Raw genomic sequence first — 17,681 nt, forward strand, 5'->3', positions numbered from 1 at the left:
GCCAAGGCCGGTGACACCGTCACCCTGACCGTGGGCGGCCAGGAATTTACCGGCCTGGTGGGCGAAGACCTCACCTACGCCATCGACGTCCCCGGAGCGCTGCTGGCGGCCAACGACAGCATCAGCGCCTCTGTGAGCGGCGAAGATGCGGCGGGCAACCCCTACAGCGCCGAGACCGACAAGTCCTATGACGTGAACCTGGGCGCAGAAGCCACCATCACCATCGACACCCTGGCGGGTGACGACGTGATCAACGGTGCCGAAGCGGCCGAGGGCAACCTCATCACCGTTACCGGCACCGTGGGCGGCGANTGGTGGGCGAAGACCTCACCTACGCCATCGACGTCCCCGGATCGCTGCTGGCCGGCAACGACAGCATCAGCGCCACCGTGAGCGGCGAAGATGCGGCGGGCAACCCCTACAGCGCCGACGCCGAGCGTGGTTATGTCGTCGACACTGACGCGCCCCTCGCCGACCCCGTATTGACCGGTGCAGAAACGGGCAGCGGAAACCCGGTTGGCCGTGTCGATCAGGTGATGTTCAAATCATTCACTGTGGGTGGTGGCGTTGATCAGGTGAATGGAGGGTTCGAGCAAACTCCTACAGAGTTCGAGGAAAATGCGTCCCTGGGAGGAGAGGATGGGCTCAGTAATGAAGCTGACCTGACCTTCGTACTCAGCTCGTTGCCCACCTACGGCAAACTCTATATTGATTTGGGTGCCGGCAATTACCAGGAGGCAACGACTGCCACGGAGTTCGATACCACGGCGAAGCTGTACTGGTCCGTTACCAAAGACGAGCTGCAGGCAGCCTTGAGCAGTGCAGATACCATCACCTTGAGTGGTAGTGATTTGACTGCCTGGCAGAATCAGGGAGTCGATATTTATGCCTACAACCTCTTTGGTGTGAAAGACAACACCTTGCTGAACGTCAGCAACGGTAACCTTGGTGTTTCTGACAACACTGGCTTGCAGGTAGATGCACCCAATCAGTTGGGTGAGCGTGGTGGCAACTCAGAAGAGCTCGTCTTCGACTTCCGCAAGCCGGTAGGAGAAGCAACGGTTACCGTGGCGAACCTGATTGCCCAAGAAGGGGAAGTGGGCTCGGTTGCAGCATATCTGGATGGCCAGTTGGTGGGTGAGTGGACCTTCAGCAATAACCCGGCCGATAAGCTGGGTGGTGAAAGTATTGACAAGGTCCTGAGTAACGGCCAATTCACCATCAACGGCGTCATCTTCGATCAGCTCCGCTTCACGGCCAAGGAGTACGCAGACGGCTATACCCAAGGTGGCGGTAGCGGAAGCGACAGCAGTGACTACTTTGTCCGCGCTATCGACTACAAACTGGTACCGGATGCAGGCTTCAGCTACCAGGTCATCGATGCAGCAGGCAATGAAAGTGGCGTAGTCGACGTCATTATCGGTGAGCCGAGCGTTGCTACTGATGTACCTGTAGGCAACGTACCGGTTGCGCCTCCAGGTATCGATTTGAGCGGCAGTACTCTGGTGGTGAACGAGGCCTTCCTGAAAGATGGCACCAAAGCAGGACAAGGTGAGCCTCAGGCGGCAGGCAGTTTCTCTGTCTCGTCTGCGGCAGGCATTGCAACGATCACCGTGGCTGGCAAGGTGCTGTCGGTAGCAGAGCTATTGGCGACCAATGGTGGCAGTCCGATTGAAATCGTGACCAAAGAGGGTAATACGCTTCGCATTACAGGTTACAACGGTGATGAAAAGGGTGGGGCGCTCAGCTACCAATTCGTGCTGAAGGAAACGGTCAGCCATTCGGCACAAGGTACTGACTCAGCCTTCAAGAACGCCATTGATGTCGCGGTTAAGGATATCCAGAATCAGACATCGACAGGCACGATCAAGGTCACGGTCATCGACGATACGCCGGAAGCCTTTACGCTTGCCAATGTCATTCAGGTACCTGTCAGCGAACTGGAAATTGCGCAGCTGAATGCTGGATGGAAAAACCTCACTTCCACTAGTGGTTCAGGCAGTGTGACCACCACCGCCAATAACCAAGGGGTGTATATCCAGTGGGGTGGCTCCAGCGGCTCAGGCTATGACTTCAAATATGCCTCTGGCCTGACAGGCTCGAAACCGGTAGATGCGGACTCCAAGTTCGTGGTGGGCACGCTGACCCACAACAACTTTGCCATCTCCAGTGATGCCAAGGTACTGAAAACCGTCGATCTTCAGGTCTCCTTCAAGGCAGTCATCGATGGCGTCCTTACCACGGTTTCCACTGTCATCAAGCTGGAGCATGACGAGACGCCAAATACCAATCGGGTAGCCACGCATCCGGACAACGATGACTTCGTGAAGATCAAGAACCCCAACGATACGCAGATCATTCGTGTGGGTGATCGCGAGTATGTGCTGCATATCAAAGGGTTCTTGGACAAGGATGGCAACCTGGTCGACAAGGTGCGCACCACAGAGACGAAAGCTAATTCCTTCGACCTCTATGCCGAAATTTCATCCACCGACGATCTGCCAAGCGTCCAAGGGCAACTGGAAACCAATTGGGGTGCGGACGGTGCTGCAACGGTGGGTGCGCTGTTGTGGAGGGTCAATGGTCAGGATGTGCAGACCAATACCATCAAAGGGCAGTTTGGTACCTTGACCGTGGATGCGTCGGGTAACTACACCTACGTGGTAGACCGTGAAGTACGCGACAGCATGAAGCTGAGTGAGAAGCGCGTGGAAACCTTTACCTACGTTCAGGTAGATGCGGACGGTGACAAGGTTGCCTCGACGCTGAAGATCGATCTCAGCGGTGTGCCCAACAGTGTCAACGCGGTGGATAACGTAGCAACCGCTGATCTGACTTGGGTCACCATCACTCCGCCTGCCATCACGTCACAGATATTGGGAGCTCAGAGTTCGACTCACGCGACTGCTAACGTCAGAGTTGATCAGTACCAGTCAGGGGTCCTCACTATTGGTCAGGGGGGGAGTGCCAAGGTAAGCTTCAATGCAAGTTTTGAAACTCCTGGAAGCACTAAAGCGTCGTTGACTTGGAAACTGCTGCAAGAGACAGCGCCCAATCAGTTCAAAGATGTCTCTGGCTTTGGTGGGACGGCTGTCAACGGGCAGAATAACCTGGAACTGAACGGACTGAGCGCTGGCAAGTACGTGGTGCAGTTCACGGCTACGACCAGTGGAGTACATACCACAGGGTTCTTGTTCTTCAAGACCGATTACTACTCCAAGGTGACATTGGGCGACGTCGGGGCAGTGGTACAACCCGCCAGTTATCAGGAACCCAGGCTGACAGAGGCGAAAGGCAACGTGCTGACCGATGCCGGTATTGACGGCAAGAGTGACATCCCCGGCTCTACCGATACCGTGTTGAAAGTCTGGAATGGCAATGCTTTTGTGGCGACCACGGAGTCAGGTGTCAAGATCGTTGGAAAATATGGCGAGTTTACGCTGGAGTCGGATGGTGATTACACCTATCGCCCCGTTGCCAACCCAGAGCACGTGGGCCAGATCGATAGCCTCACGTATCAACTGGTGCATCCAACGGGTGTGACGGCGGAAGCCACTCTGCGTGTTGGCATCACCGGCCCTGGCGTCGACAGCTTCGTCTGGGGAAGCGAGGGTAACGACACGTTGCAAGGGAATGGTGGTAACAACGTCATCTACGGCGGCGAAGGAAGCGATATTCTCGCGGGTGGAGCAGGTGCAGACACCTTCAAGTGGGAATTCGGTGATCAGGGCACCAGTGGGTCGGGTGCTGCCGTGGACAAGGTCACGGACTTCACGCTGGGTGTGTTTGGCGCGAATGCATCGGCAGATCGCCTGGATCTTGCGGATCTTCTCCAGAACGAAAACGCGGGTAATATCGATCAGTACATCAAGGCAGAGCAGCAAGGGGCAGACACCGTGCTGCATATCAAGTCAGATGGTGGCATTGCCAGCGACGGCAGCAACGCCGATCAACAGATCGTGTTGAAGAACGTTCAGATGCCGCAGGGTACCAGCTCGTCTGACTTCATTCAGTCTCTGTTGGATCACGATCAGTTGAAGATCGATCAGTAACAGCGTTGACCAACCCAAGGCCGCCTACGGGCGGCCTTGTTGTATCTACAGTAAGATTACGTTTAGCAACCAATAGGCGCGTTTACTTACAGGGGAAGCCGCTATGCTCTATATCAAACGTAACGCCAAGGGAGAGATCGTGACGCTTAGCAAGGAGCCTACGCCCGAGTGTAACGAAACCATCGCGGCCAATTCACCAGAGGTGTTCGCCTTTTTGGCCCAGCAAACCGGGCAGTCGGCACAGATGATTGCCTCTGACCTGGCCTTTGTGAGGGTGGTGGAAGACATGCTGGAAGTGTTGCTCGAGAAGGGCGTGTTGAGTTTTACGGATTTGCCGCCAGCGGCACAAGCGAAAGTCATGGCGCGCAAGACATTGCGCGCCAAGAACGATGTGAATCTGCTGGGGGACGAGGATACGCTGATCTAGGCGTGGCGCGCTCAAGGCGCGCCTGTTGCTGCCGTGCTGGCTTTTGAGCCGCTAATGCGCGCGAACGGCTGGGCCTGTTACGCCATCTACACCGGTGCGGAACAGGCTTTCCAGCTCCTCCGGGGCGGCCACGCCCTCGGCGATCACCTGAATACCCAGTGAGTGGCACAGGGTGGCCATGCCGCGCACGATGGTCTGCTGCTCGTGGGAGGTATCGATACCCCGCACCAGGCTGCTGTCCAGTTTCAGGTAGCTCAACCCTACGTCGTGCAGGTCGGCCAGCTTGGTGAATTCAGCGCCCACGTGCTCGATGCCGAACTGGCAGCCCAGCGGGCGCAGAGCGCTGCATAGCCCGCGCAAGCTGCCAATGGCGTGAGGAGTCAGCGTAGCGGGTACCTCGAAGCAGAGCTTGCGCGCCTGAGCAGGCTGCTTCTCCAATAGCTGTCTCAGCTCATTGACGAACTCGGCATTGGTAATCGAGGCAATCGACAGGTTGATCCCGAACGATTGCTCACCGTGGGCCGTGAGCTTATCCAGCGCTTTTTTGACGACAGCGATATCCAGCGCGGGCTCGAGAGAAAACCGCGTGACCCAGGGAATGAAGAGCCCCGCACTTTGCCATTCGTTGGCCAACTTGAGGCGGGCAGGGCACTCGTAGTGCAGTACCTGTTGGTCGGCATCCATGACGGGGAAGTACGCCAACTGCGGCCCCTGGGCAATGGCCGCTGTTAGCGCACTACGCCACTGAGTGTGGTTGCCGAACAGGGAGCCTTGTTCACGCTGACGCACCACGAGGTGAGTGGTGCTGCTAGGGCTTTCGGCTTCGGCCAAGGCGTCGTCCAGGGTGGCCAGCAGCGGACCTCGTTGGTCTTGGGGGTGGTAGGCAACTACGGCGGTGGCCAGGCTTGGGGCGGCCGTATCGTGATGTGCCGTGACCTGTACCAGGGCTTCTTCCAGGCGAGGCAGCAGTACATGAGGCTGCTCTTCCATGGGCAGCATCAGCAGAAAGTCACTGCCGTTGAGTCGGCCCACCAGAGGCTCCTCGGAGGCCGTGTCCAGTGCGGCCAACTGCTGGGTGAGCTGCTTGAGCAGGGCATCGGTGGCTTGGTGGCCAAGCTGCTCGTTCAACTGCTCCAGAGCGCGCACACGCACCATGACCAGCAGCCCCGTGGCACGGGCGTCTTCACTCTCCAGCAGAGCGCCCAGCTTGCCCAGCATCACATCGCGGTTCAAGGCGCCGGTCACACGGTCGTGCTGCAGATGACGGCGTAGCTCGTCCAGCTTTTGCCCTTCGTGGCTGAGCATCTGGCGCACGTTGGCCGACAGCACGTTCATTGCTTGGGCCACTTCACGCAGCTCCAGCGTGCGGGGTTCCTTGATGGTGGTGAAGCGGCGCGCGCTGATGTCCTTGGCCTGGGCGACTACTCGTACCAGCGGGTGCTTGATGCCCCTTACCATCACCGTGGCCAGGGTCAGGCTGATCGCCCCCGCCAGCAGGAACCAACCCGCCAGCTCCAGCATGCTGCGCCATAGCGAGGCATAGGCAAAACTGTGCTGGCTCTCCAACTCCAGCGTGCCAAACTGCCGCCAGCCATCCTGAACGGTGGCCGTGCCCGTGGGCACATCGAACTGCACCAGGCTACGAAACCAGCCGGGCACGTCACCGCTGTACTCACCGGCGTGGCGTTCCACCAGCACGTCGCCTTCGGCATCGCGCAGCACGATAGAACGGTAGTAACCGGTATCGAACTGGGCTGCTATCAGTAGTTCAAGAATCACCAGCTCCTTGTCCAGCTGGCTCATGGAAAGCGCCAGTGCCGTGGCGTTGTCCTCGTTCTTGATGCGCACTTCCTGCTCGATGTAAGCGCGGCTGCTGTTGATGCTGATGGCCAGGCTGCCGACGAACGACAGCAGCAACAGCACGATAATGGCCAGCCAAAGCTGTTTGATCAGCGACATGGTGCCTGTTCCTCTTAGATGAATCCTTGTGATTGCATGCGCTCGATGACGCTGCGCCAGCGAGACAACCGCGCCAGCGGGTCGGCGCGAGACTCGGAGCCGCCGCCTGCCCACAAACCACTGCTATTGAAACTGAAGACCGGGTCCAGGTCGTTACGCTGGGAAGCGGGCGTGATGGAAGGCATCAGGTTATCCAGCACCAGCGGTTCGGCATTGGGCGTCGAGTAGTAGCCCAGCACCATGTGCGCCTGGGTAATCTGACTACGCCCGATCCGCGCGCGTACGTAAATCATGCGAAGCCGGTCACCCGGAACGCCCAACTGCTTTAACGTGATGTATTTGGCAATCGAATAGTCTTCGCAATCACCCTGACCCTTGCCCATGGCCTCCAGGGGGGTGGCCCAAAAATCTTCCTGGCCCCACGCCTGGATATCATCTACCCAGCGAATGCGCCGGTTGAAGAAGTCATTCACGTCGCGCAGTTGCGTTTGAATATCCTGGCCCTGCAGGCGGTCGAGCAGGCTGAACCACTCTTCCAGCACGTTCATTCCGCTTTGGCCATAAAGCCGCTGCATGGATTGACGCAGCCGCTGAGGGTTGAAGGCGGCCGCAGGAGAGGGCTGAAACCCCAGCCCAGCAACAAGGTACCTGTGACGGTCAAGAACCGCCGACGTGTCAGGCCATGAGGAGAAGGGGAGGAGTGCAGGGACATGGACGCCATGAGTGTTGAGCAAATAGAGCTTAAGATTACTCGCTGGCATGCAAAAGTGCTATCCCTGCTGGTCACAAAGTATCAATGTTTTGTTACTGGGCTGCCTGATAGGTGGCTTCCAACATGGGCCCCAGTTCGGGCCAAACGTTGTCCAGAATGATAGGCTGAGCCTCTGCCGTGGGATGAATGCCATCGCTTTGCATCAACTGGGTATTGAGCGCCACATCTTCCAGCAGGAAAGGCACCAGTGAAAGCGCGTACTCATCCGCCAGTGAGTGGAACACGCCGGTAAAGGCATCGCGATATGCCTGCCCGTAGTTAGGCGGAATATCGATGCCCAGCAGCAGTACCTCGGCATCGGCCTGCTGGCTCTGTTCGATCATGCTGGCCAGGTTGGCGCGCATCTGGGCGGGGGGCAGGCCGCGCAGGCCATCGTTGCCGCCCAGCTCCAGCAGAACGATATCCGGCTGACGCTGTCGGAGAATATCGGCGAATCGTTGCGCACCGCCAGCGGTGGTTTCACCGCTGATGCTGGCATTGACCACTTGGGCCTCGCCCTCCAGACGCTGGGCGAGCAGCGCCACCCAGCCTTGCTCTTCTTCGATACCATAGGCAGCGCTCAAGCTATCGCCCATCACCAGCAGTGTGGGCAATGAGTGGGCACTGTCGTCATCATGGCCGTCATCGGCGTGCGCTGGAAGTACGCTCAAGCAGGCCGCCAGCGTAATGGCCGCCAGCATCACGAAGTTTGAGAAAGCCGATTTTGCAAAAGCTGTGTTGAAGAAGCCAGTTTTCAAGAGTGTCGTGTGCATCGCCTGCTGTATAGGTACCATTCGTTGTCGAACCGTTATTAAAGGGAATTCACGCTTCATGTCCTACTCCTCTGACCCTACTTCCAAAGTGCCCAGCGATGCTGCCAACGCGCATCCGCCCATCACCGACACGCTAACGTCAGATAAGGTTCCCCCGGCCATGGCGCCCAACGTGGTGCTACATGCCCATCAGTTGGCAAAACGCGTCGCCAGTGGCGAGCGCTCGCTGACCATTCTGGACAACCTCGATCTCAGCGTGGCCGCCGGGGAAAGCGTTGCCATTCTGGGCAAGAGTGGGGCCGGTAAGTCTACCCTGCTGGGGCTACTGGCGGGGCTGGACACGCCCAACGACGGTGAGCTGACGCTATTTGGTCACCCGTTGAGCCAGCTGGATGAGGATGGCCGTGCCGCGCTCAGGGCCGGACGAGTAGGCTTCGTGTTTCAAAATTTCCAACTGCTGCCCACGCTCAGCGCCTTCGAAAACGTGCTGCTGCCACTGGAGCTGTCGCCACGGGCAGGGGAAACCGCTGCCGCCCAGCAATGGCTGGAACGTGTGGGGCTAGGGGAGCGCACCTCGCATCTGCCCAAGCAGCTGTCGGGGGGCGAGCAGCAGCGCGTGGCGATTGCCCGTGCCTTCGTCACCGACCCGGAGCTGGTGTTCGCCGACGAACCCACCGGCAACCTCGACCCGGATACCGGCGCACAAATCATCGACCTGCTGTTCACGCTGAACCAGCAGGCGGGCACCACGCTGATCCTGGTGACCCACGACCACGCATTGGCGCGCCGTTGCGACCGCTGCCTGCGGCTCACCAATGGCCAGTTGACGCCTTTCGTTCCCGCTCCGGCCACCAGCGAGGAAGGCAATGAGTGACATCAACTGGCGGCTGGCCGCCCGTAGTTTAAAACGTGACTTGCGCGCGTCAGATGTCCGGGCGCTGTTCGTGGCGCTGATGTTGGCGGTGGCGGCATCTACCATGATCGCCTTTTTCCTGGACCGTCTGGAGCGCGGCCTGGAGCGCCAGGCCAGCCAGATACTGGGCGGCGATCTGGTGCTGGAACAGCGCGAGCCCTTCGATGAGCGCCTGCGTACCGAACTCGAAGCGGCGGGCTTTACCCTGAGCGATCAGGTAGACCTGGTGTCGATGATTAGTCGCGGTGAGCGCTTTCAACCGGCCAGCCTCAAGGCCGTCGATGATATCTACCCGCATTATGGCGTCAACCTGGTCGATCTGGGCAACGGCGTCGAACGCCTGGCCTCCGGGCCTGCCGCCGGTGAAGCCTGGGCCGACCCGCGTCTGGCGGAGCTGATCGAGATCCAGATTGGTGATCAGGTACAGGTAGGCCAAACCGAGCTGACCATCACTGGCATCATCGAGCGTGAAGCCGACCAGTCCGCAGGGTTTGGCAACTTCAACCCCCGGCTGATGCTCAATACCGCCGACCTTGATGCCACCGGGCTGGTGCAGCCTGGCTCCCGGGTCGAGTTCGAGCTGCTGGCCGCCGGGCCGCCTGCTGCTCTGGAGCAAGTGCAAGGCTTGCTGGCGGAATTACGCCGGGAGGGCGTGGACGTGCGTGATGTCCGCGTCGACCGGCCGCAGCTGGGCAATGCACTGCAGCGCGCGGAGAGCTACCTGGGGCTGGCAGGGCTGGCAGCGGTGCTGTTGGCCGGGGTCGCGGTGGCCATGTCGACCCGTCGCTATGTCGAACGCCACCTGGATACCGCCGCGCTGCTGCGCTGTTTCGGCGCTAGCCAGCAACAGCTGATCGTGCTGTTTAGCCTGCAGTTGGTGGGGCTGGCGTTGATAGCCTCTCTGCTGGGGGCCATTCTCGGGCTGTTAGGCCAGGCACTGCTGCTGTGGTTATTGAGCAGCTTCCTGCCCATGACGCTGCCTGCCCCAGGCATCATGCCGCTATGGCTGGGTATCTTCACCGCGCTGGCGGTGCTGGTGGGCTTTGCCGGCCCCACCTTGCTGCGCATCAAACAGGTGAGCGCGCTGAAAGTGCTGCGCCGTGAGCTGGACCCACTGCCGCCTGCCGCCTGGCTGGTGGTGGGCGTGGCCAGCCTGGTGTTTGGTGGCCTGCTATGGCTCTACTCGGGCAGCTTCTCGCTGGCTCTGGCGCTGCTGCTGGGCGGTTCGCTGTTGCTGGCACTGTTGTGGGGCGTCAGTGCCTTGCTACTGAACGGCTTGTTGAAGGCAGTGCAGCGCCTCTCCGGTGCCAGTGAGTGGGGCCAGGCCCTGCGCCTGGGGGGGCGGCAGTTGGCCCGGCGCAAACAGGCCGGGTTGGGGCAACTGCTGGCCTTTTCGGTGACGTTTTTCGCCATGGCCATGATCGTGCTGGTACGTGGTGATCTGCTGAGCACCTGGCAAGACCAGCTGCCGGACACCACACCCAACTACTTTGCCATCAATATCCAGCCCAGCGAACGCGAGGCCTTCGAGCAGGCCGTGGCCCCTCGCGTCGAGACCCAAAGCACGCTCTACCCCATGGTGCGCGGGCGCATCAGTGCCATCAACGGGCAAGCCCCTCGGGATGCCGTGCCACCCGATGCCCGTGGCGACAACTCCTTGCGCCGGGAGCTGAACCTCACCTGGCAAGCCACGCTGCCGGAAGGCAATCGCGTGGTGGCCGGGCAATGGTTTCGCACCCCCAGCGAGCCTCAAGGCTGGATGAGTGAAGTCGAAGCCACTGCCTCGGCGGTGGCCAGCACCGTGCCCATTTCGGTGGAAGAGGGGCTGGCAGCCCGCCTTGGGCTAGGTGTGGGCGATGAAATGACCTTCACCGTGGGGGGCGATACCATCACCACCCGTATCGACAGTTTGCGCAGCCTGAACTGGGATAGCTTCAACCCCAACTTCTTCGTGATCTTTCCGCCGGGCGTGCTGGAGTCCTTTGGGCATAGCTTCATCACCGCCTTCCACTTGCCAGACGCGGAGCAGGGCCTGGTTCGCCAACTGGTCAGCGACTTCCCCGGCGTCTCGTTGCTCAACGTCGATGCCATTCTGGGCCAGGTGCGGGACGTGCTCACCCAGGTAACGCGGGCAGTCGAGCTGGTGCTGGCCCTGGTGCTGTTGGCAGGGGTGAGCGTGTTGTATGCCGCCCTCACGGCCAGCCGACCGGTACGCGCCCATGAAAGCGGCCTGCTGCGGGTGTTCGGGGCGGGTAATCGGATGATCTCCCGCGTGCAAGGAGCCGAGTACGCCCTGCTGGGCTTTGCCAGCGGGCTGCTGGGCGCCGTGCTGGCCGAGCTGGTCACCGCCGCGCTCTACCTCTACTGGCTCGACCTCACCCCGCGCCTGCATTGGGGCCTATGGCTAGTGCTGCCCCTGGGCGGCGCGCTGCTGATCGGCATCATTGGTCATCTGCTCTCTTACCAACTGCGCCGCCAAGCCCCCGCCGCCAGCCTGGGGCTGTTGGGCGAAGCGTAATTAACGAAAGAGTGGCTGCCCAGGCAGCCACTCAAGCCCACTTGAGAGAGGCCCATCCATTGGCTTATAGCCAGAGCAGCCACCCAAGCTATCCTGTGGGAGGCCAATTTCATTGGGCGACTGCCTGGGCAGGCACCCATATCAAGCCAGGTGCTGGAATCATCGCGAGCTAAAGCTCCCTCCCACAATAGGCTTCCAGCCACAAGAAGCTCTCAGCCACAGCAGGTCTTCTTAACCTCTGGTAGGTCAACTCATTGGCTATAGCCTGAGCAGCCACCCAAGCTATCCTGTGGGAGGCCAATTTCATTGGGCGACTGCCTGGGCAGGCAACTGTGCTGGAATCATCGCGAGCTAAAGCTCCCTCCCACAAGAAGCTCCCAGCCACAAGAAGCTCCCAGCTTCACCTGCGCTTTCTGTCATCGCTCAATCAATTAACGAGAATATGCTAGTTTAAATAAAATTAATCACATGAAGGGAGAGTGGCCACATGAGTAGAAGTTATCAGCTGAGACGTGGCAGGCTCTCCATCCCAAACAGTTATTACCTGGTGACCATCACCACTCAGCGTCGGCAACCTGTCTTTTCCACTTTTTCCCAGGCCCGTCACGCGGCTCGACACTTTTATCATCCACGTGTGTCAGTTCTTGCCACTACCTACGCCTATGTAGTCATGCCAGACCACATTCATTGGCTTTTTCAACTAAATGAACAGCTATCGGAGGCCGTAAGACGCTACAAGGCTTATGTCTCTTTGGATATTGGACAGAGCGTTTGGCAGGACGGCTTTCATGATCGAATGATTAGGGATGAAACTGCCCTAAAAGCGGCGGCCAGATACATTGTCGCCAATCCATTGCGTGCCAACCTGGTCGACGATATCAAAGCCTATAGCTACTGGAATGCTATATGGCTGTAACTGGGTAGCGCAGCCACCCAAACTAACTTGTAGGAGGCCAATGCATGGGCTTATAGCCTGAGCAGCCAACCAAGCTATCCTGTGGGAGGCCAATTTCATTGGGCGACTGCTTGGGCAGGCACCCGTGCTGGAATCATCGCGAGCTAAGGAACCGCTGATCAATTCGTCTCTGAGCGGCTAAAGCACTCTGGGCGGCATATTCACCGCGTCAACGGTCACTTTCTGGCCACGGAAGGTGGCCTTTTTACCCTGGCAGCCTGGTTATCCAGCTGCCAGGCCAGATTCAAGACACACTGGCCCCGTCAGCATGCCCCTGGCATCGTCCAGCCAGCACCAAATTGCCGAGGGCGAACAGGGTGAACAGCTGCGCCTGGTTCCTGGCCAGTCCCTTGTAGCGAACCTTCCGGTAGCCGAAGAGGTTCTTGATGACATGAAACGGGTGCTCGACCTTGGCGCGGATGCTGGCCTTGGCCTTCTCGATCGCCAGCAGCAGCGCTTTCATGGGACTGTCTTCCATCTTCTTGATGGGGCCGCGCTTGGCGGCAACACAGCAGCGGGAGTCCGGGGCATCCTTCTCTTCGTCCAGGTACTTCCACATGCCGGTGTAGCCCGCGTCGCCGTATACCCGCTTGTCATCCTCCCGGACCAGAGCGCCGGCCATGGTGACATCGGCGACGTTGGCCGACGTGGCGGCGACACTGTGGGTCAGTCCGGTGACCGCATCGACACCGATATGGGCCTTCATGCCGAAGTAATACTGCTTGCCCTTCCGGGTCTGCTTCATCTCCGGATCGCGCTGCCTGGCCTTGTTCCTGGTGGAGGGGGCCGCCGCCACAATGGTGGCGTCGACGATGGTGCCCTCGCGCATGAACAGGCCCTGCTCGGCCAGGTGGGCGTTGATTTCCTCGAAGATCCGCTGGGTCAGGGCATGCTGCTCCAGCAGGTGACGGAAGCGCAGCAGCGTGGTCGCATCCGGCACACTCTCGATGGCCAGATCGATACCGATGAAGTCACGCATGGCCTGGCTGTCGTAGATGGCATCCTCCAGCGCTTCATCGGCCAGGGCATACCACTGCTGCAGGAAGTAAATGCGCAGCATGCGCTCCAGGCCAATGGGTGGTCGGCCTTGCTTGCCCGCTGAATTCGGGAAGTAGGACGGCGACAGTGCTGCGATCAGCCGTTGCCACGGCACCAGCTCCTCCATCCTGGCAAGAAACCGCTCGCGGCGGGTGACCTTCTTCTTGTTCTGGTGCTCAGCCTGGGCGAATGAGATCTGTTTCATCGGAGTGGCTCTGTCAGCGGGTGTTGGACGACAGGTCAGATTTTACCTCGTCGGTGGCTATGAGGCAGCTCCGACGGGATTTATGCAGCGTTTCCCTAAAGCTCCCTCCCACAATAGGCTTCCAGCCGCAAGAAGCTCTCAGCCACAGCAAAGCTTCTTGAACAGAAGGAGGCCAATTCATTGGGTTATAGCCTGAGCAGCCACCAAACCAACCTGTGGGAGGCCCATTTATTGGGCAACTGCATGAGCCGGTGCATTCTTCGCTTTTCACAAAGCAGGCTTCGTGTATGCTACGCGCCTCTTCATTGGAGTTCGCGGCATGTGGTCGTTCAACGTCTCTCATTTCTTACCTGTGCTTCCTCGTTTTCAACAGGGTAGGCCGATCCTGGCAGGGCTTGTCGTCACCCTGTTGAGCGCTGGTGATGCCCATGCATCCGTGGCGCGTCTGGAGGCTGACCTGCAGGCCCAGTGGGGCCGTGGCGAGCAGCTCATCGAAATCGGCGAACTCCGTGAACAGGAGCAGCGCGTGATCGCCGAGCACATCGTGATCCGGCAGGCGCAAGGCGATGTGGTGACCATCGAGGCCTACCACGTGCAGGGCGATTACGACCAACCCGAGAGCGTCTCGTTTCACGGTATTCGCGTCATCGAGCCTGACGTCAGTGACCCGGTCTTGACGCTGACCGAGCTGGCCCTCGATCGACCAGGAGCGGCCGTCCCCGACTTCGCCAACTTCACGACCCCAGATGCACCGCTTCACGGCTTGCGTTTGCAGGAGCTTTCGCTGTGGCTGGACGGCACCTTGGCCAAGCAGTGGACAGCAGAGTGGGGCAACGACGCGGCGCTGACGGGCTACCTCACCCTGGAAGCCCTGGTGCTGGAAGAGATGAGCCACGCCGCCCTTGGACGTTTTGAGCTACACGGGCTAAACGCCGAGTTCAACGATTTGGCGTCTGGCTTTACCGCGTCTCTGGCGCTGGATGAAGTGATCGTTCGTGGGCTGCAAGGGCTCGACCGCCCAGGGCAAGCGCAGTTGGAACGGGCCGAGTTGAATGGCTTCAGCCTGACCGGAGACCGCTGGAGTGTTCTGCTGGAGCGCGCCTGGGCCAGTGGCAACCTCTATGTCAGCGATATGGGCTTTCAGGGGGCCGCGCTGGATATGGGGGCGTTGATTGGCCTGGCGCCACCGCAAGAGCGTCGGGATCTACAGGCCGTGAATAACGTGCTGACCGGTGGCAGCGGGCGCCTGAATGCCGCAGGGCGTAGCGTCTCCGAGTGGCATGAGGATACTCAACCGCCGCAGCTGAAGGCGGAAGGTTTTTTACAGCTCAGCGAGGCGGGGGAGGTGAGCTATCAGATGGCGCTTCCCGTAACGCTACCTGGGCGTGCCACCATCGAACAGGCCATGCAACACCCAGCCCTGTTCGAAACGGCCAGGCTTCACGGCGGTAACGTCACCCTGGCCTACAAGGATGCTGGCCTGCTGCCGCGCCTCGCCACCGAACTCGCCACCCAGGAGGGGATCAGCACCTCGCAAATGGTGGCGCAGGGCTGGGCTCAGGCTCGCCAGTTCGAAAGGCTGGCAGGCCCACAGGTCGCCAAGCTGATGGTAGCTCTGGTTGATATCATGGGGGGGCACGCCCAATCCTTGACCACGCACATCGCGCTGCCGGACCCCTTTACCCTCGAACAATTCATGATGGACCCGCTGGGCAGCAGTCAGCGCCTACGCGTTATTTTCGAATTGAAATAGCGCGGTTGTCCAGTTGGTCAGCCTGTAAAGGCTGCCGCCAACATGAAACATGCTCATGTAACACCTGATACGGATGCGATGAAAGTCGCGTCCGAGTGGGTTATCATGGCTCCCTCGCTTCTCCATGATGACCGTTTCGTTACGAGGTTCCCGCCGATGTTCAGCCGCGACATGACAATTGCCGGATTCGATGATGTGCTGTTTGATGCCATGCAGAAAGAAGTGGCACGCCAGGAAGCCCACATCGAACTGATTGCTTCCGAAAACTACGCCAGCCCGCGGGTACTGGAAGCACAAGGCAGCCAGCTGACCAATAAATACGCTGAAGGCTACCCCGGTAAGCGCTACTACGGCGGCTGTGAGTTTGTCGATATCGCCGAGAACCTGGCCATCGATTACGCCAAGGAGCTGTTTGGCGCCACCTACGTCAACGTGCAGCCGCACTCCGGCTCTCAGGCAAACAGTGCCGTATTCCAGGCGCTGGTCAGCCCCGGCGATACCATCCTCGGCATGAGCCTGGACGCAGGCGGACACCTGACCCACGGTGCCAAGCCCAACTTCTCGGGCAAGCACTACAACGCCATCCAGTACGGTCTCGATGAGCAGGGCCTGATCGATTACGCTCAGGTGGCTCAGCTGGCTCGTGAGCACCAGCCGAAAATGATCATTGCGGGTTTCTCGGCCTACTCCCAGATTGTCGATTGGGCCAAATTCCGCGAAATCGCCGACGAAGTAGGGGCTTACCTGCTGGTCGATATGGCCCACGTGTCGGGTCTGGTGGCGGCCGGTGTCTACCCCAGCCCGCTGCCCCACGCCCACGTGGTCACCTCCACCACTCACAAGACCCTGCGTGGCCCCCGTAGCGGCGTGATCCTCTCGGCGGAAAACAACCCCGAGATCGAGAAAAAGCTCCAGTCTGCCGTGTTCCCCGGCGGCCAGGGCGGCCCGCTGATGCACGTCATCGCGGCCAAGGCGATCTGCTTCAAGGAAGCCATGGCGCCCGAGTTCAAGACCTACCAGCAGCAGGTCGTCAAGAACGCACAGGCCATGGCAACCGTGTTCATCGAGCGTGGCTACGACATCGTCTCGGGCGGTACCGAAGATCACCTGTTCCTGCTTTCTCTGATCAAGCAAGGCGTGACCGGCAAGGATGCGGATGCTGCCCTGGGCCGCGCCCACATCACCGTCAACAAGAACGCCGTGCCCAACGACCCGCAAAGCCCGTTCGTCACCTCCGGCCTGCGCATCGGCACTCCGGCAGTGACCACCCGCGGTTTCGGTGAGCAAGAGTGTACCCAACTGGCAGGCTGGATCTGCGATATCCTCGATGTGCTGGCCAAGGGGGAAGACACCAGCGGCATCGAAGCCCAGGTGTTGGATAAAGTGGCAGAGGTGTGTGGTCGCTTCCCGGTTTACAAGTAAGCGCTACTGCCTTCAGCAAGTAAAAAACGCTAGCCTCGGGCTAGCGTTTTTTTATGGTAGGTCGCGTTTCCTAAGCACGTATCAATCGGCAGAACGGTCCTGAGTATCACGCGCAGGCTCTGGTCTCACAACGCTGACGGTACGCTGCTCTTTGGTCCATTTTCCCGCTTTTTTGTCGATATACTGAAAATGCTCGTTGGTGAAGCTGCCCTGGTTACAGGCATGCCGATAGGAGACGGTGGGCACGGCCTGTTGATCGAGTAGTTCGATGAACACCCCCGGCCCGGTCAGCTCGAAGACGTTGGTCAGGGTACTGTCCTGAATGTTGTGCTGCACTCGTTCGATCAGCTTCAACAGGTTCGGATTGCCGGGTCGGCTGGCAATGAAATAGTTGCTGAGCTCGCCACGGCGGGTGGTGATATACAGCTCCTCATGCTTGCCTAGCGTGTTGGCCAAGGGCCAGATCGCGTGGGCATCGATATCCAGATATACGCCGCCGTGTTGGTAGAGCACCAGCAGCCTCCAGAAATCGGCCTGGGCGGCACCGATTTGTAGGCGGTCATATTGCTGATTGATCTCTGGAGAGTAGTGAGCGGCAATGAACGCTTTTCTGGCCTCGGTAATCATGAACCGATATTCGAAGCGCGGGGCCATCAAGCGATTGAACAGGTAGTTCAAGTAAACAGGGAGCGTGACCTTATTGGTGAAGTTGGTTTGCCAGATGATCCTGGGGATGGGCGTTGGCTCTTTGGGCTTCAGCCAGGGGGCCGCTTGTTCCGGTAGCGTAAAGCGTTTTTTGGGGAACAGGGCATGAAAGCCATAGCTCAACAGCTTGGTGATGTTGGCCGCTAGCTTGATGACTCTGCTGGTCGCCACGATATGCGGCTTGCGAGGTTTCGGTTGAGACGGCATCGG

Annotated in this window: 13 protein-coding genes; 8 read left to right on the top strand and 5 right to left on the bottom strand. The window is 59.5% G+C overall.

Annotated features, from left to right (window positions below; translation table 11 throughout):
- Positions 1–132 precede the first annotated feature (132 nt).
- From IE061_RS15130 to IE061_RS15140, 3 genes are all read left to right on the top strand, one after another.
- Positions 133–393, top strand: coding sequence for an Ig-like domain-containing protein (locus tag IE061_RS15130; protein ID WP_444542710.1), 261 nt, complete (start codon positions 133–135; stop codon positions 391–393).
- Entirely contained in the window at positions 315–4,052 is a 3,738-nt protein-coding gene (locus IE061_RS15135) for a BapA/Bap/LapF family large adhesin (protein ID WP_193461965.1), read from the top strand. The genes IE061_RS15130 and IE061_RS15135 overlap by 79 nt, the downstream gene beginning before the upstream one ends.
- Before the next feature lie 103 nt (positions 4,053–4,155).
- Entirely contained in the window at positions 4,156–4,479 is a 324-nt protein-coding gene (locus IE061_RS15140; protein WP_193461966.1) for a tryptophan synthase subunit beta like protein, read from the top strand.
- 51 nt (positions 4,480–4,530) lie between these two features.
- Here the strand turns inward: IE061_RS15140 and IE061_RS15145 are convergent, their stop codons facing one another.
- From IE061_RS15145 to IE061_RS15155, 3 genes are read right to left on the bottom strand one after another with little or no spacing between them, the layout of a single operon-like run.
- Positions 4,531–6,438 carry a bifunctional diguanylate cyclase/phosphodiesterase gene (locus IE061_RS15145; RefSeq protein ID WP_193461967.1) on the bottom strand — a complete coding sequence of 636 codons (1,908 nt, stop codon included), beginning with the start codon at positions 6,436–6,438 and terminating at the stop codon, positions 4,531–4,533.
- A gap of 14 nt (positions 6,439–6,452) precedes the next feature.
- Positions 6,453–7,199, bottom strand: a complete 747-nt coding sequence (locus tag IE061_RS15150) for a transglutaminase-like cysteine peptidase (protein ID WP_308429563.1) — start codon at positions 7,197–7,199, stop codon at positions 6,453–6,455.
- Positions 7,200–7,242: 43 nt separating this feature from the next.
- A complete protein-coding gene (locus IE061_RS15155; RefSeq protein ID WP_230478487.1) occupies positions 7,243–7,785 on the bottom strand; it encodes an arylesterase in 543 nt (180 codons plus the stop codon).
- Positions 7,786–8,020: 235 nt separating this feature from the next.
- On the opposite strand from IE061_RS15155, the gene IE061_RS15160 reads away from it, so the two are divergent.
- The 3 genes from IE061_RS15160 (at position 8,021) to IE061_RS15170 (ending at position 12,309) form a co-directional block, all read left to right on the top strand.
- Complete coding sequence (locus IE061_RS15160; protein ID WP_016913268.1) at positions 8,021–8,836, top strand: ABC transporter ATP-binding protein; 816 nt, start codon at positions 8,021–8,023, stop codon at positions 8,834–8,836.
- Positions 8,829–11,393, top strand: coding sequence for an ABC transporter permease (locus IE061_RS15165; RefSeq protein ID WP_193461969.1), 2,565 nt, complete (start codon positions 8,829–8,831; stop codon positions 11,391–11,393). The genes IE061_RS15160 and IE061_RS15165 overlap by 8 nt, the downstream gene beginning before the upstream one ends.
- Before the next feature lie 487 nt (positions 11,394–11,880).
- Complete coding sequence (locus tag IE061_RS15170) at positions 11,881–12,309, top strand: REP-associated tyrosine transposase (protein ID WP_039183782.1); 429 nt, start codon at positions 11,881–11,883, stop codon at positions 12,307–12,309.
- 283 nt (positions 12,310–12,592) lie between these two features.
- On the opposite strand, the gene IE061_RS15175 is transcribed toward IE061_RS15170, so the two are convergent.
- Positions 12,593–13,591 carry an IS5 family transposase gene (locus IE061_RS15175; RefSeq protein WP_193461970.1) on the bottom strand — a complete coding sequence of 333 codons (999 nt, stop codon included), beginning with the start codon at positions 13,589–13,591 and terminating at the stop codon, positions 12,593–12,595.
- A gap of 319 nt (positions 13,592–13,910) precedes the next feature.
- Between IE061_RS15175 and IE061_RS15180 the strand changes: the two genes are divergently transcribed.
- Positions 13,911–15,344, top strand: a complete 1,434-nt coding sequence (locus IE061_RS15180) for a hypothetical protein (RefSeq protein ID WP_193461971.1) — start codon at positions 13,911–13,913, stop codon at positions 15,342–15,344.
- Positions 15,345–15,500: 156 nt separating this feature from the next.
- Positions 15,501–16,766: a serine hydroxymethyltransferase gene (gene glyA, locus IE061_RS15185; RefSeq protein WP_016913272.1), complete on the top strand. Its 1,266-nt coding sequence runs from the start codon at positions 15,501–15,503 to the stop codon at positions 16,764–16,766.
- A gap of 81 nt (positions 16,767–16,847) precedes the next feature.
- Here glyA and IE061_RS15190 read toward each other — a convergent pair whose 3' ends face one another.
- Complete coding sequence (locus IE061_RS15190) at positions 16,848–17,678, bottom strand: glycosyltransferase family 32 protein (RefSeq protein WP_193461972.1); 831 nt, start codon at positions 17,676–17,678, stop codon at positions 16,848–16,850.
- Positions 17,679–17,681: the final 3 nt, after the last annotated feature.

Origin of the sequence: Vreelandella hamiltonii (assembly GCF_014651795.1) — a bacterium.
GTDB classification, from domain to species: Bacteria; Pseudomonadota; Gammaproteobacteria; order Pseudomonadales; family Halomonadaceae; genus Vreelandella; species Vreelandella hamiltonii.